Origin of the sequence: Sciscionella sediminilitoris, from assembly GCF_000737195.2 — a bacterium.
GTDB classification, from domain to species: domain Bacteria; phylum Actinomycetota; class Actinomycetes; order Mycobacteriales; family Pseudonocardiaceae; genus Sciscionella; species Sciscionella sediminilitoris.
In genome coordinates, this window is record NZ_JALM01000009.1 from 278,175 (window position 1) to 291,853 (window position 13,679).

A 13,679-nucleotide genomic window follows, 5' to 3' on the forward strand; every position below is an offset into this window, starting at 1 on the left:
GTGCGTGCCGGAGTGCTGCACAGTCCCATGTGAATCTTGCATGCCCGCGCCGGAGATGTGCATTGGACAACGGCGGGCCGTACCGGTGTAGTTGTGCTGGCGATCCGACGACCGAAAGGTGATGCTCATGGTGCAGCTGTCCCGTTTCCCGCGCTATCGGCTCGGGCATTTCCCCACCCCGCTCGAGCCGATGCACCGGTTGACCGCGCAGCTGCGCGAGCGGTACTCCCAGGTGCCGAACCTGTGGATCAAACGCGATGACTGCACCGGCCTCGCCACCGGCGGCAACAAGACCCGCAAGCTGGAGTTCCTGCTCGGCGCCGCGCTCGCCGAGGACGCGGACCTGTTGATCACCCAGGGCGCCACCCAGTCCAACCACGCGCGCCAGACCGCGGCCGCGGCCGCGCTTTGCGGACTGGACTGCAAACTGCTGCTCGAACGCCGCCAGGTACGCGACGAGGAGTACGAGCATTCCGGCAATGTGCTGCTCGACGGCATCCTCGGCGCGGAGATCACCGAGCGGTTCCCCGCGGGCACCGATATGGCCGCCGCCATGGAACGGGTCGCCGAACAGGCGCGGGCACAGGGGAAGCGGCCGTACGTGATCCCGGGCGGCGGCTCGAATCCGACCGGCGCGCTCGGTTATGTGGGCTGTGCGCAGGAACTCGATGCGGCCGAGGTTCCGGTGGACTGGATCGTGCACGGCACCGGGAGCGCGGGCACCCAGGCCGGACTGCTCGCCGGGCTGCACGCCATGGGATCCGGTGCGCGGGTGCTCGGGGTCAGCGTGCGCCAGCCGGAGCAGCACCAGATCGGGGCGGTGCACGCACTCGGCGCGCGCACCGCGGAACTGCTCGGCTGCCGGGACACGCTGCCTCGCGAAGCCGTGCACGTGGACGATCGCTGGGTCGGCGGGGGTTACGGGGTGCCGACCGAGTCCATGGTCGACGCGGTCCGGCTGCTCGCGCGCACCGAGGGGATCCTGCTCGACCCGGTGTACGCGGGGAAGGGGTTCGCCGGTCTGCTCGGTGGTATCGCCGAGGGCCGGTTCGGCGCCGGGGAGCACGTGGTTTTCCTGCACACCGGGGGAAGCGCGGCCCTGTTCGGTTACCGGGAGACGTTCTCGTGACGGTGGACCACACCCAGCTCGTCGGGGTACTGGGCGGAATGGGCCCCGCGGCGAGCGCGGATTTCTATGCCCGGCTCACCGAGTTCACCCCTGCCGAGCGCGATCAGGATCATCTGCGCGTGGTGATCTGGTCGGATCCGACGGTGCCCGACCGGGTCGGTGCGGTGCTGCACGGGAATCCCGATCCGTATCCGGCTTTGCTGGCCGGGACCCGGATGCTGCTGGACGCGGGTGCCACGATCCTGGCCATGCCCTGTCATACCGCGCACCATTTCCTGCCGAGGCTGCGCGCGGACACCGGGGCGCCGTTCCTGGACATGATCGCCGAGACGGTGGCTTCGATCGCCGGACGCGGTATCGGCCGGGTGGGTTTGCTGTCCACCCGGGCCAGCCGGGAGCTCTACCGGGCCCGGTTCGCCGCGGCGGGCATCGAGGTGCGCGCGGCCGAGGACGCCGTGCAGCAGGACATCGACCTGGCGATCCGCTGCGTCAAATCCGGTGACCGGGCGGATGCGCTGCGCGCCGGGGAACGGGCGGTGCGCGCCATGGACGATGCCGAAGTACTCGTGCTCGCCTGTACGGAGCTGCCGATCGCCTTGCGCGGCAGCGATCACGCGGCCCGGCTGCTGGACCCGACCGAGCTGCTGGCCCGCGCGGTGGTCAGGAACTGTCTGCGGTAGCCAGCCATACCCGCGCCGCCTGCTCGGGCAGCGGTTTGCGGGTGCGGTAGAGCCGGATCTCCAGTTCCGTGCTCGCCCCGTGGAGTTCGGTGAGTTCCGGGTACCCCGCGGCGACGATTTCGGGCAGCCAGGCGATGCCGAGCCCGGAAGCGGAGAGTTCGGCGAGTGTGCCGGTCAGATCGCTTTGCACCACCGGCCGCAGAAACGCGTGCTCCGCGCCGAGCAGCCGGTCGGTGATCCTGCCGAGGAAGGCGCCGGGTCCGTGGCTGACGAACGGAACCGGAGCACCGGCGCTGCCGGGCAGGGCGAATTCCGGGCCGGAACCACCGTCGCGGGCATACGGGGCGAGGCGGTCCGTGGCGAGCACCCGCCAGTCGAGTTCGTGCTCCACACCGAGCGGGCTGCCCGGATCGGCGTGCGCGAGCAGCAGATCGCAGCCGCCGTGCAACAGCGAATCGTAGGCGTCCAGGGTGTTCGCGGCGACCAGCACGCAGTGCTCCGCCGCGGCGAACCGGTGCCACCAGCGCGGGAAGAAATGTGTGGCGAGCGTGTGCCCGCAGCCGATGCGCACCGCCTGCTCCGGGGTGAGCTGGGCGCTGCGCACCTGATCGCGCACCCCGAACAGGCCGGTCAGCGCCTGATTTGCCTGCACCCGCAGGTTTTCCCCGGCCGCGGTGAGGGTGAGCGGATGCGTCGCGCGGTCGATCAGCTCGGTGCCGACCCACCGCTCCAGGCTGCGGATCCGGCGGCTGAACGCGGGCTGGCTGAGTCGCTGCGCCTGTGCGGCGGCGGTGAACCCGCCGTGCTCGATGAGTGCGAGGAAACTCTGCAACCAGGCGATGTCCACGCCGGGTACGGTACGTGCTCTCAGTCCCAGGCGACGGGCAGCTCATGGACTCCGTGCATGAGCGCCTGATCGCGCACCGGGACCTGATCCGGGGCAACGGCGAGCCGCAGTTTCGGGAAGCGGGTGGCCAGCGCGGGAAACGCGGTCCGCAGGGTGACCCTGGCCAACTGCTGGCCGAGGCACTGGTGCAGCCCGTGCCCGAAGCTCAGCTGCCCGCTGCCTTCCCGCCGCAGGTTCAGGGTGTCCGGATCGGGGTACCGCGCGGGATCGCGGTTGGCGGCCTGTGTGGACAGCACCACCGTCTCACCGGCCTTGATCAGCTGCCCGCCGAGTTCCACATCCTCGAGTGCCGCGCGCGCCCCGGTCGGCAGGATGCTCAGATAGCGCAGCAGTTCCTCGACGGCCCGGTCGGCGATCTCTGGTTCGGTGCGCAGCAGGGCGAACTGCTCGGGGTGGCACAGCAGTGCGAAGGTGCCGAGCCCCAGCATGTTCGCCGTGGTGTCCAGCCCCGCGCCGAGCAGTACGATGCCGATGTTCACCAGTTCGGTATCGCTGAGCTCGCTCCCGGCGAGGCCGCTGAGCATGTCCTCGCCCGGATCGGCGCGTTTGGCCAGGATCAGCTCGCGCAGCGATTCCTCGAGCGCGTTCCAGGCCTCGCTCATCGCTTCCTGGTCCATCCCGGAGACCAGGGTCTGCGCGTGCCGTTGGAAGCGCACCCGCTCCGTGGCCGGGATGTCGAGCAGTTCGCAGATCAGCAGCGCGGGCACCGGATTCGCGAACAGTTCGACCAGATCGGCCGGGGATCCCTTGCGCTCCAGCGCATCGAGCTGTTCGGCGGCGATCTCCTCGATCCGTGCGGTGAGCGCGCGCATCCGGCGCACGGTGAACTGCCCGGTGAGCAGCGGGCGGTAGCGGGTGTGTTCGGGCGGGTCCATATCGGTGAACACGCCCGGGGGCGGTGGCGGCGGCCGCAACCCGGCGGTCTCCGGGAACGGAGAGGTCATCAGCTCGGGCCGGATGCTGAACCGGTTGTCCGCCAGGATCGCGCGAACCATCGCGTGACTGGTGGCCAGCCAGCCGCGGGTGCCGTCCGGGTGCACGAACGGGCACAGCGGCCGTTCGGCGCGCAGTCCGGCCAGTTCCCCGGGCGGGTCGAAAGGACGGCCGGGTGGGTGGGTCATCGGAAGGGTGTGCAGCTCATTCATGGCACCAAGATGGCACATTGATGGCGCCATTTCAAGATGTGATGGCACCATGATGGCGCGGACGGGGAACTGTCGGTGGGATGCGCCAGCATGCGGGCGTGGGTGACTACTTCGAGACGATCGTGGACGTGGAGGCCTCCGCGGAGCAGGCTCCCGAGCTCGCCGAGCGGCTGCTCGACTGGTTCCTGGCAGAGGGGATCGTGGTTCGCGGTGCGGCGGACGGGCACTTCGGTGAGAGCTATCCGATCGGGCCGAACTCCGGCCGCGCCGCTCCCGAGGAACCGTGGGCGCACGGCGGCCTCGAGCTGACCACTGGGCGGTCGGTGTTCCATTCCCATGACGAAGGCCCGCTCGAGGTCAGCTGTCCGCGCTGCGCCGAGACCGTCACCTTGTGGCCGAAGGCCGGGGAATCGAGCGCGGAATGGGATTCGATCGAGAAGGTCATCAGCGCCTGGTACGAGCAGGGCACCGGTACCTGGCCGTGCCGCGGCTGCGCGCGGCCGCTCGGGCTGAACGAATGGCGCTGGAGACCGGCGTGGGGCTTCGGCTACCTGGGCTTCGCGTTCTGGAACGTGCCGCCGCTGCGGGAGGAGTTCGTCGCCGAGGTGTCCCGGCGGCTCGGGCACCGGGTGGTGTGCCCGTCCGGAAAGCTCTAGCCGGGCACGAAGGACTGCCAGGTGCGCCTGCGGTACGCGGTCGGGGAGAGGCCGTACGCGGTGCCGAACCGGCGGGTGAAATAGGACTGGCTGGCGAACCCGCAGCGGTGCGCGATCTGGGTGACCGGTTCATCGGTGGAGCCGAGCAGCTGCGCGGCCCGTTCCAGGCGCAGGCCGGTGACGAACTCGGTCGGCGTGGTGCCGTAGTGGGCGCGCATGGTGCGGGACAGATGCGCCGGGCTGACCGCGGCGAGCCGGGCCATGAGCGGGACCCCGCCGCGCAGCTGCGGTTCGGCGTGCATCTGTTCGAGCACCCGCACCAGCCAGGCCGGTGGCCGGGTGCCCGGCCGCGCGCCGGATCCGGGTTGCTGCTGCAGCAGTTCCACCAGATCGGTCCAGAACCGCATCATGTCGAGCATCGTGGGGTTCGCGTGGAACCGTTCGAGCGCGCGCCCGAACACCTCGCGGGCGCGCCGCACCGCGGTTCCGGACAGCCGCCACAGTGGTGCCGCGGTGGCGTCCTCCCAGGTGCCGATGCGGGCGATGTCCACGAAACCGTGCCAGGCCGCTGCCGGGAAGGCGATGTTCACGAACCGCATTCCCTGCGGGGCGAGGCCCTGCATGGCGTGTACATCGCGCGGCCGCACGAAGGTCACATCCCCGGCGCGCAGTGGTTGCGCACCGGATTCGAGGTGATGCAGGCCGTTTCCCTCGACGATGCCCATGAACTCGAAGAAATCCGCGTGCCCGTGCGTTTCGGACACCCCCGCCGCGACCGGCTGGGTGACCAGATCGGCGTGGTAGGGCTCGCCGACGGCGTGTTCGGCGAATCGCAGCAGCTTCGCTGTCATGTCAACAGAATGCACGGGCGCGCAACCCTGCTGCTATCCCGGGCCGGTGCGCCGCGCCGATGATGGTCGGAAACCACCGGCTCGAGGAGGCAGGACATGACGGGATCGACCGCGGCGCAACACAGCGTGCTCGAGGATTTCGACCGGGACGGGTACGTCATCTTCCGGGATGTGCTCGATGCCGAACTGATCAAGGAAGTGCACGGGCACGTGGAGTGGTTGCAGCGCAAGCATCCCGAACTGCGGCCCGAACAGCTCGGCCACGAACTGCTCGCCGATGATCCGTTCTGGGTGCGCCTGGTCTCGGACGACCGGTTGCTGGACATCGCGGAACTGTTCGTCGGCGGGGACATCGCGCTGTTCGCCTCGCACTACATCCTCAAGCCCGCGTACTCCGGGCAGGCGGTGCTCTGGCACCAGGACGGCGCGTTCTGGCCGCTGGAACCGATGCGGGTGGTCACCCTGTGGCTCGCCGCCGATCACTCCACCCCGGAAAACGGGTGTGTGCGGGTGATTCCGGGCAGCCACAAGCAGGACTTCAGCGAGATGCGCGATTCCACCGAGGTGGACAACGTGTTCGGCAAGGAGATCGCGGTGGATGTGGACGAGTCCGAGGCGGTGGACATGGTGCTGCGCCCCGGGGATGTCGAGGTGCACCACCCGAACATCGTGCACGGCAGCGGGCCGAACACCTCGCCGAACCGTCGCTGTGGGCTGACCATCCGCTATATCCCCACTTCCACACTGATCACCGAGGAGCAGCCGTATCCGAGCGCGTTCTGGCTGCGCGGGGATCGGGGCACGGTCAACGAATACCAGCCGCAGCCGCGGTACACCGAAGGGAAGCATTTTCCGTTCCGTGACGCGCCTGCATGGTCCTGAGAAACACAGTCCGATCCTGACGGTAACGGCCGTATTCCAGCAACGGAGGTGGAATTCGGATGGACCGGTTCCTGCGCGGGCTCTGCTGCGTGTTCGTGGTCGTCCTGCTCGCCGGTTGCGCGAGCGGTGCCGAGCGGGAAGCGCTGCGGGTGTGGCTGCTCACCGCGAACAGCGAGTCGATCGGCCGTGGCTATGCGGCCCTGCTCACGGATTTCCAGCGGCGGTTTCCCGGGGTGCGGGTGGAGCTCGATCAGCTGCCGTATCAGGAGTACCAGGACAAACTGGTGCTCGCGATGCAGGGCGGTACCGGTCCGGATGTGCTGGAGCTGGACCAGATCAACACCCCGCAGTTCGCCGCGGCGGGGCTGATCGAACCGGTCGGCGAATTCCTGACGCGCAGCCCGGAACTGGCCAGGAACAACTACTTTCCCGGCGCCTGGGACTCGAATCGCTGGCACGGCCGGGTATGGGGGCTCCCGTTCAACGCCGATGTCTGGGAGCGGCTGTTCTACAACACCGCGCTGTTCCGCGCGGCCGGTCTCGATCCGGGGAAACCACCGCGAACCTGGCCGCAGTGGCTGGACGCGGCCCGCCGGATCGCCGCGCTGCCGGGGAAATCCGGGATCGGGCTGATCGGCTGCCGGGACGAGGCCACCTCGGTGCTCACCGATTCGCTGCTGTACTCCGCGGGCGGGGCCGTGCTGCACGGTGACCGCGTGACCTTCGACAGCGAACCGTCCCGGCGCGCCTACCGGATGTTCGCCCGGCTCGCCGAGTACGCACCGGCCGGGCTCGCCGGGGCCTGCGATACCGATTCGCTCGCGCAGTTCACCGCGGGACAGACCGGGATGGTGCTCGCCGGGGGCTGGCAGGAGGCCACGATCGGGAAAACGGCGCGGTTTCCCTGGCGGGTGGCACGCCCGCCCGCACCCGAGGGCGGCCGGTTCATCGGAGCGCTCGGCGGTTACAACCTGGCGATCAACGCGGCGAGTACCCAGCGGCGCAACGCCTTCGCATTCGCCGAGCTGGCCACCACCTCGGTGCGTCACCAGATCGCCTGCAACGACTCGGTTCCCGCGCTCCGCGAGGCGGGTGAGCGTTACGTGCGCGCGAGCCGCAGTGCCCCGGACGACATGCTCTCCTTACTGGCACAGGGAAAGCCACGTGCGGTGACCCCGGTGTACAGCAAGGTGTCCCGCGCGCAGCAGGACGCGGTGCAGTCCATTCTGGACGGTGAACCGGCCGGTTCCGCCGTGGCCACCGCCGCCGGGCAGATGCGCGAAGCCATCGGGCGGCAGTGAGGATGCGCACCCGTAGGGAAAGCCTCATCCGGTTCGCCTGCCTCGCCCCGCTGCTGATCCTGCTCGCCGTGCTCATCGGTTACCCGGTGCTCGACGTGCTGTGGCTGAGCACCACGAAAAGCAGCCTGATCCATCCCGAGCCGGATTTCATCGGCCTCGGCAACTTCACCGACGCGTTCACCGACTCCGCGCTGCTGACCGTGCTGCGCAATACCCTGGTGTGGACGGTTCTGGTGGTGCTGCTGCAGTTCCTGCTCGGCCTCGGCTCGGCGATCCTGCTCAGCAAGCGCATCCGCGGGGCCGCCGTGCTGCGCGTGCTGCTGGTGATTCCCTGGGTGATGCCCGGAATCACCGCGGGCCTGGTGTGGAAGATGCTCGAGGACCCGTATCTCGGCCCGGTCAACCAGGTGCTCGGGGCGCTCGGGCTGATCAGTGGCGAACCCGCCTGGCTCGGCGATCAGGGCACCGCGCTGTTCGGGGTGATCCTCGCCGCGGTGTGGAAGGGATTCCCCATGTCCGCGCTGATGTATCTGGCCGCCTATCGCACCGTTTCCGAGGAACTGCGCGATGCCGCGCGGGTGGACGGTGCGCGGCCGTGGCGGGTGTTCTGGCACGTCACCCTGCCCGCGATGGCGCCGACCATCCGCACGACGGTGCTGCTCACCACGATCTGGACGTTCAACAGTTTCGACCTGATCTACGTGATGACCAAGGGCGGGCCCGGGGTGTCCAGTCAGGTGCTCTCCGGATACATCTACCGGACCGCGTTCCTGGACGTGGACCACGGGGCCGCCGCCGCGTACGGCGTGATCGCGGTGCTCGTGCTCGGCGTGTTCTCCGCGCTGTACCTGCGCCAGGTGCGCGCCGAAGGAGGGTTGCGATGAGCGGGGCCGCCCGGAACACCGGGTTCTCCATCGCCGGGCTCGCGCTGGCCGTGTTCCTGATCGGTCCGTTCGCCTGGATGGTGCTCACCGCGGTGAAAACACCCGACGAGGTGTTCCGCGATCCGCCCACCTGGTGGCCGCACACGCCCTCGGCACGCAACTTCGCCGCGGTACTCGACGGGGATTTCGCCTCCTCCCTGCTGAACAGCGCGCTGGTTTGTGCCGGAACCGCCCTCGTGTGCACCCTGCTCGCGCTGCTGGCCGGATATCCGCTCAGCAGGACGCGATTGCGCGGCAGGCCCCAGGTGCTCGGCGCCGCGCTCGTCTCCCAACTGGTGCCCCAGGCCGTGCTGCTGCTGCCGATCTACGGGCTCGCCCGCGACCTCGGGCTGCTGAACACCAGGCACGGCTTGGTGCTCGCGATGCTGGCGGTCAACCTGCCGGTCGCGGTGTGGCTGCTGCGCGGGTTCCTCGCCGGGGCGCCGATCGAGGTGGAAGAGGCCGCCCAGCTCGACGGGCTGACCCAGGCGCGCGCCTACTGGCGGGTGACCGTGCCGCTCGCCCGTAACGGCGTGCTCTCCGTCGCGGTGTACGTGTTCTTCATGTCCTGGCAGGACTTCATCTTCTCGATGATCTTCCTGACCGGCCCCGAACAGCAGACCGCTCCGCTGTGGCTGCTCGGTTTCATCGGCCAGCATTCGGTGGACTGGGGACTGCTGATGGCCGCATCGACGGTCATGATGGTCCCGGTGATCCTGTTGTTCTCGGTGGTGCAGCGGTCGTTCGCCGGTAACCTCACCGGCGGCGCCACCAAGGGCTGATGGCCGAGAGCGGCGCACTCACTCCGCTGCCTTGGCCCGGTCGTGCGCCCATCCCGCCAGTACCACGCCCACCAGGGTGACCACGAGCAACGCGGCCAGCCGGCCACCCCAGCCGCCGGGAACCCAGTCGACCGCGCCCCACAACTGGCGCGCGGAGTGATCGAACAGGCTGCGGATCGCCGCCTGGGCGAACACGATCGTCACCACCATCCCCAGAATCTGCAGCGTGGTGTAACCGGTCTTGGACATTCGGAGCTCCCCGTGTTTCGTGTCCCGGTGGGCTACCGGGTACGAGCCGAACCCTAGCTGTTATGGTTCGATCGTATCAAGAAAACTGAAAGGGGCACCAGTGGCATGCCGAAGCGGGTCGATCACGAGCAGCGCAGACGCCAGATCGCCGAGGCCGTCTGGCGGATAGCGGCCGATATCGGTCTCGAAGGCGTCACCATGCGCCGGGTCGCGACGGAGGCCGAGGTGTCCACCCGGTTGGTTCAGTACTACTTCGGCACTCGCAAGGACCTGCTGCTCGGCGCGCTGCACTGCCTCAACGACGACTCCCGGCAGCGGATCGAGCAGCGGATCGCCGAGGAGGTCGCCGAGCTGGCGGACGGCGCTGCGGATGGGGAGGCGGCCGAGGTCCGGGCCGTCCTGCGGCACGTGCTCGTCAGCATGCTGCCCAGCGACGAGGCCACCCGCCGGGCCAGCCTGGTGCACATCGCCTACTTCGTGCATGCGCTCAGCGACCCCGAACTCGCCGAAGCGCTGCGTGCCCAGCAGGAGCCCACCCTGGAGGCGATCTTCACCGAACTCCTCGGGCATGCCGAGGCCAACGGGCGGCTTCGACAGGGGCTCGACCTCGCGCGTGAAGCCGACACGCTGCTCGCCCTTCCCGGGCTCGGTCCCGACATCCTGCTCGGCCTGCGCACCACGGAACAGATCGTCGAGCTCATCGACTACCACCTCGACCGGCTCTTCCGCTGAGGGAGTGCCTAGCTCGATTCGTTGTCGATCTGCTCGCGCAACCGGCGCAGGAAACCGAGCAGCTGGGTGCGTTCCGCCGCGGTGAACCCGGCATAGGAGCGCGCCTGCTGGGCGCGGCGGTGCGCGCTGATCTCCTCGAGCAGCCGCGCGCCGTGCCCGGTCAGGCGCACGAACACCTGGCGCTGGTCGGTGGCGCCGCGTTCGCGGACCACCACGCCCTTGGTGTCGAGCTGCTGCAGCATCCGGGTGGCGGTCGGCACGCTCACCTCGGCCCGTTCGGCGAGCACCCGCACGGGCAAATCGGTCTCCTCGGCGAGCGGTTCGAGCAGGGCGAGCTGGGCCAGGCTGAGCCCGCCGCCGTGCACCGCCTGCGCCGAGCGTGCCCGGCGCATCGCGGCGAACAGGGCGTCCGCCATCCGGGAGAGCTCCTCGATCTCGGCATCATCCGGTTTACCTTGCCGCGCCATGGGAGTACATTAGCACGGTAACCATTAGCAAGCTAATGATTCGTCAGCGATGAATGGAGTGGTCATGTCCGGACGTATCGATGTGCACCAGCACCTGATCCCGCCCGCCTACCGCGAGCTGCTCGACCGGAACGGGAAAACGGCGGGTGGCTGGCCGATGCCGGACTGGGACGCGGCGGGCGCGATCGCGATGATGGACGGCCGCTCGATCGCCACCGGTATTCTCTCGATCAGCTCGCCCGGGGTGTACTTCGGCGAGAACGCGGCCGCGCGGGACACGGCGCGCATGGTCAACGAGTACACGGGCGAACTGGTCAAGGATCGGCCGGACCGGTTCGGCATGTTCGCGAGCCTGCCGCTGCCCGATGTGGACGGCGCGCTCGCCGAACTCGGCTACGCCCTCGACGAGCTCGGCGCGGACGGCGTGGTCCTGCTGTCCAATGTGGAGGGACGGTATCTCGGCGATCCGGAGTTCGAACCGCTGTGGGCCGAACTGAACGCCCGCGCGGCGACGGTGTTCGTGCACCCGGACGCTCCCGCGCTGCCGATGCTCGACGGACTGCCGAGCCCGCTGCTCGATTTCCCCTTCGACACCACGCGAACTGCACTGCAACTGGTCACATCCGGGATCATGGGCCGGTATCCGCGGGTGAAGGTGATCCTCTCGCATGCCGGTGGATTCCTGCCGTACGCCGCCTATCGGTTCACCGGCGCCGCGCTGGTCAATCCCGGGCTCACCCCGGAGGGCGTGTACGCGGATCTGCGCCGGTTCTACTTCGACACCGCGCTTTCCGCGAGTGAGACCGCGCTGCCCGCGCTGCTGGCCTTCGCCGAGGAAGGGCACGTGTGCTATGGCAGCGATGCGCCCTTCGCCCCGGACCGGTGGGGCAGCGTGTTCGACGCGAAACTCGACGAATACCAGGGATACCGGCCCGGCCAGCTGACGGCGATCAACCGCGGTAACGCCGAGGGATTGTTCCCGCGGCTGCGCTGATCCCGACGGGCCGAATTACCGGCTGGGCTGAGTTACCGGCCGCGCGGTAATGGTCTTGTCCGGCCTTGGCGCCTTTGGTGAGCTCCCGGCATGCAACGGGTCAAGGACACGAAGGCTTTCTACCGCACCGGGGCTACGACCTTTTTCGCGGCACGCTGTGATCAGCGGTTCTCCTATTCGCTTTTCGTTCCCGTTTCCTGTCAGGAGACCGACCGGCGTCATCCGCTCGTGGTCATCATGCACGGCACCGGGCGCACGGCGGAGACCTACCGGGACGCGATGGCGGAGTTCGCCGAGGAGAATTCCTGCGTGGTGCTCACCCCGTTGTTTCCCGCGGGCATCATCGACCCGGACGATCTGCACAACTACAAATTCATCGGCTACCGGGACATCCGGTACGACAAGGTACTGCTGGACATCGTGGACGAGGTCGCCGAACGGTTCCCGGTGCAGCGGAATTTCCTGCTGCACGGGTTCTCCGGCGGCGGCCAGTTCACCCACCGGTTCCTCTACCTGCATCCCGGCCGGTTGCGCGCCGCCTCGATCGGCGCGCCTGGCAGGGTGACCCTGCTCGACGACCGGGACTGGTGGCTCGGTACCGGGGACACCCGGGAACGGTTCGGGATCACGGTGGACCCGGCCGCGATCCGGGAGGTCCCGGTGCAGATGGTGGTCGGGGAGGAGGACACCGAGACCTGGGAGATCAACAATCCCGGCGATTCGAACTGGCTCGACGGCGCGGAGAAGGCCGGGCGCACCAGGATCGAACGGCTGCGCACGCTGCGGGACGAGTTCACCCGGCACGGCATCGAGGTGCGCTTCGACCTGGTGCCCGGAATCGGCCACCACGGCCCGAGTGTGCTGCCCGTGGTGCGGGATTTCTTCGCAGAACAGCTTAAACTCGAATGAATGGCCGTCACCCTGCTGCTTCCCGAGGATCGCGCGCCGAACCTGACGGTGCGGATCTCGGCGCTCGCCGAGCTGTGCGCCGCGCTGCACGCCCTGTGCGAGTCCGAACACCACCCGGTGAGCGCCTCATGGGCCGGGGAGGTCCGGGAACTGGCGAGCCCGGAACTGCTCGCCGAATGCGATGTGTGGGCGCCCCTGTTCGGGGCGAAACGGGCCCGGTTCTTCTATCCGCTCGACGCCTGCGGGAATCGCACGCTCGAGGAGGAATTCGAGGCGATCGAACGGCTCCCGGTAGCGGAATTCGCGGTGCTGGCCATCGAAGCCATCGCCGAACAGCGTGCGCCGTCTCCGCAACCGGTCGAGCCGCAGGAGCGGTCCGCGCTGCTCGAACACGCCCGCAGGCTCTCGCACTACCGGCTCGCCCTGCTCGAGCGCCTGTTCGCCGATCCGTCCCGCACCAGGGATGATCTGCTCTCCTTCCTGCGCGCCTGCACCGATCAGGTGTTCGCCAGGCAGTGGCAGCGCGAGGCCGAGGTGCTCGAAGCCGATCTGCGCACCAGGGAACGGGATGTGCGGGTGCACGGATTCGGTGCGCTGCCCAGGATTCCCACCGCGGCGGCGACCGAACTGCGCGAGCCGTCCCGGATCCGGTTCGACAAGCTCTACCACGTCATCGTCGAGGTGAACCGGCCGTGCGTGCTGATCCCCTCGGTGCACGGGACACCGCACGTGGTGCTGAAATACGTTCCGGACCTGCCGATCGTGATCCAGTACCCGGTCGCCGATCGCGGTGCGGCGCCGAATTCCGGGCTCGTGACCCGGCGGCTGACCGTGCTCACCGATCCGGCGCGGATCGCGTTGTGCCGCATGCTGGTGCGCGGCCCGCACAGCACCTCCGATCTCGCGGAGCAGACCGGGATGACCGGACCACAGGTTTCCCGGCATCTGCGCCAGCTGCGCGAGGTCGGCCTGGTGCACACCCGCCGGGCGGGAAAACTGGTCTACTACACCCTCGATATCGAGGCGGTCGGAAAAGTGGGCGGGGATTTCGTGCATTCGCTGCTGCGCTGAA

16 protein-coding genes are annotated in these 13,679 nt (G+C 68.8%); 11 read left to right on the plus strand and 5 right to left on the minus strand.

Features of this window, described 5'->3' with window-relative positions:
* Positions 1–127: 127 nt before the first annotated feature.
* Both cuyA and cuyB read left to right on the plus strand, forming a co-directional pair.
* On the plus strand, positions 128–1,129 hold the full coding sequence (cuyA, locus tag AD72_RS04555) for a D-cysteate sulfo-lyase (protein WP_031465114.1): 1,002 nt from the start codon (positions 128–130) through the stop codon (positions 1,127–1,129).
* Positions 1,126–1,809 (plus strand): cysteate racemase, encoded by a 684-nt coding sequence (gene cuyB, locus AD72_RS04560; protein WP_031465115.1) that lies wholly within the window; start codon positions 1,126–1,128, stop codon positions 1,807–1,809. Before cuyA ends, cuyB begins: the two co-directional genes overlap by 4 nt.
* Here the strand turns inward: cuyB and AD72_RS04565 are convergent.
* Positions 1,790–2,656: a LysR family transcriptional regulator gene (locus AD72_RS04565; RefSeq protein WP_031465116.1), complete on the minus strand. Its 867-nt coding sequence runs from the start codon at positions 2,654–2,656 to the stop codon at positions 1,790–1,792. The two genes, cuyB and AD72_RS04565, sit on opposite strands and share 20 nt — an antisense overlap.
* 20 nt (positions 2,657–2,676) lie before the next feature.
* Positions 2,677–3,861, minus strand: a complete 1,185-nt coding sequence (locus AD72_RS04570; protein ID WP_031465117.1) for a cytochrome P450 — start codon at positions 3,859–3,861, stop codon at positions 2,677–2,679.
* A 98-nt stretch (positions 3,862–3,959) separates the two neighbouring features.
* On the opposite strand from AD72_RS04570, the gene AD72_RS04575 reads away from it, so the two are divergent.
* On the plus strand, positions 3,960–4,517 hold the full coding sequence (locus AD72_RS04575) for a hypothetical protein (protein ID WP_031465118.1): 558 nt from the start codon (positions 3,960–3,962) through the stop codon (positions 4,515–4,517).
* Here the strand turns inward: AD72_RS04575 and AD72_RS04580 are convergent.
* Positions 4,514–5,368: a helix-turn-helix transcriptional regulator gene (locus AD72_RS04580; protein WP_031465119.1), complete on the minus strand. Its 855-nt coding sequence runs from the start codon at positions 5,366–5,368 to the stop codon at positions 4,514–4,516. The two genes, AD72_RS04575 and AD72_RS04580, sit on opposite strands and share 4 nt — an antisense overlap.
* A gap of 96 nt (positions 5,369–5,464) precedes the next feature.
* Here AD72_RS04580 and AD72_RS04585 point away from each other — a divergent pair, with 96 nt between their 5' ends.
* Genes AD72_RS04585 through AD72_RS04600 form a run of 4 tightly spaced genes read left to right on the plus strand, consistent with a single transcriptional unit; the run spans position 5,465 to position 9,256 of the window.
* Positions 5,465–6,250, plus strand: a complete 786-nt coding sequence (locus AD72_RS04585; RefSeq protein ID WP_031465120.1) for a phytanoyl-CoA dioxygenase family protein — start codon at positions 5,465–5,467, stop codon at positions 6,248–6,250.
* A 59-nt stretch (positions 6,251–6,309) separates the two neighbouring features.
* Positions 6,310–7,551 carry an ABC transporter substrate-binding protein gene (locus tag AD72_RS04590; protein ID WP_031465121.1) on the plus strand — a complete coding sequence of 414 codons (1,242 nt, stop codon included), beginning with the start codon at positions 6,310–6,312 and terminating at the stop codon, positions 7,549–7,551.
* A 2-nt stretch (positions 7,552–7,553) separates the two neighbouring features.
* Positions 7,554–8,435, plus strand: coding sequence for a carbohydrate ABC transporter permease (locus AD72_RS04595; RefSeq protein WP_031465122.1), 882 nt, complete (start codon positions 7,554–7,556; stop codon positions 8,433–8,435).
* Entirely contained in the window at positions 8,432–9,256 is an 825-nt protein-coding gene (locus tag AD72_RS04600; RefSeq protein ID WP_051897918.1) for a carbohydrate ABC transporter permease, read from the plus strand. The genes AD72_RS04595 and AD72_RS04600 overlap by 4 nt, the downstream gene beginning before the upstream one ends.
* Positions 9,257–9,274: 18 nt before the next feature.
* Here AD72_RS04600 and AD72_RS04605 read toward each other — a convergent pair whose 3' ends face one another.
* Positions 9,275–9,505: a hypothetical protein gene (locus tag AD72_RS04605; RefSeq protein ID WP_031465124.1), complete on the minus strand. Its 231-nt coding sequence runs from the start codon at positions 9,503–9,505 to the stop codon at positions 9,275–9,277.
* 105 nt (positions 9,506–9,610) lie between these two features.
* Here AD72_RS04605 and AD72_RS04610 point away from each other — a divergent pair, with 105 nt between their 5' ends.
* Positions 9,611–10,237: a TetR/AcrR family transcriptional regulator gene (locus tag AD72_RS04610; RefSeq protein ID WP_031465125.1), complete on the plus strand. Its 627-nt coding sequence runs from the start codon at positions 9,611–9,613 to the stop codon at positions 10,235–10,237.
* 8 nt (positions 10,238–10,245) lie between these two features.
* Here the strand turns inward: AD72_RS04610 and AD72_RS04615 are convergent, their stop codons facing one another.
* The gene (locus AD72_RS04615) at positions 10,246–10,704 is read right to left on the minus strand and encodes a MarR family winged helix-turn-helix transcriptional regulator (RefSeq protein WP_031465126.1); all 459 of its coding nucleotides are present in this window, start codon (positions 10,702–10,704) and stop codon (positions 10,246–10,248) included.
* A 64-nt stretch (positions 10,705–10,768) separates the two neighbouring features.
* Here AD72_RS04615 and AD72_RS04620 point away from each other — a divergent pair, with 64 nt between their 5' ends.
* The 3 genes from AD72_RS04620 to AD72_RS04630 all read left to right on the plus strand — a co-directional run bounded on the left by AD72_RS04620 (position 10,769) and on the right by AD72_RS04630 (position 13,678).
* A complete protein-coding gene (locus tag AD72_RS04620) occupies positions 10,769–11,698 on the plus strand; it encodes an amidohydrolase family protein (protein ID WP_031465127.1) in 930 nt (309 codons plus the stop codon).
* Between the two features lie 90 nt (positions 11,699–11,788).
* Positions 11,789–12,607 (plus strand): alpha/beta hydrolase family protein, encoded by an 819-nt coding sequence (locus AD72_RS04625; protein ID WP_031465128.1) that lies wholly within the window; start codon positions 11,789–11,791, stop codon positions 12,605–12,607.
* Positions 12,608–13,678 (plus strand): ArsR/SmtB family transcription factor, encoded by a 1,071-nt coding sequence (locus AD72_RS04630; protein WP_031465129.1) that lies wholly within the window; start codon positions 12,608–12,610, stop codon positions 13,676–13,678. It begins immediately after the preceding gene.
* The last annotated feature ends 1 nt before the right edge of the window (position 13,679 follow it).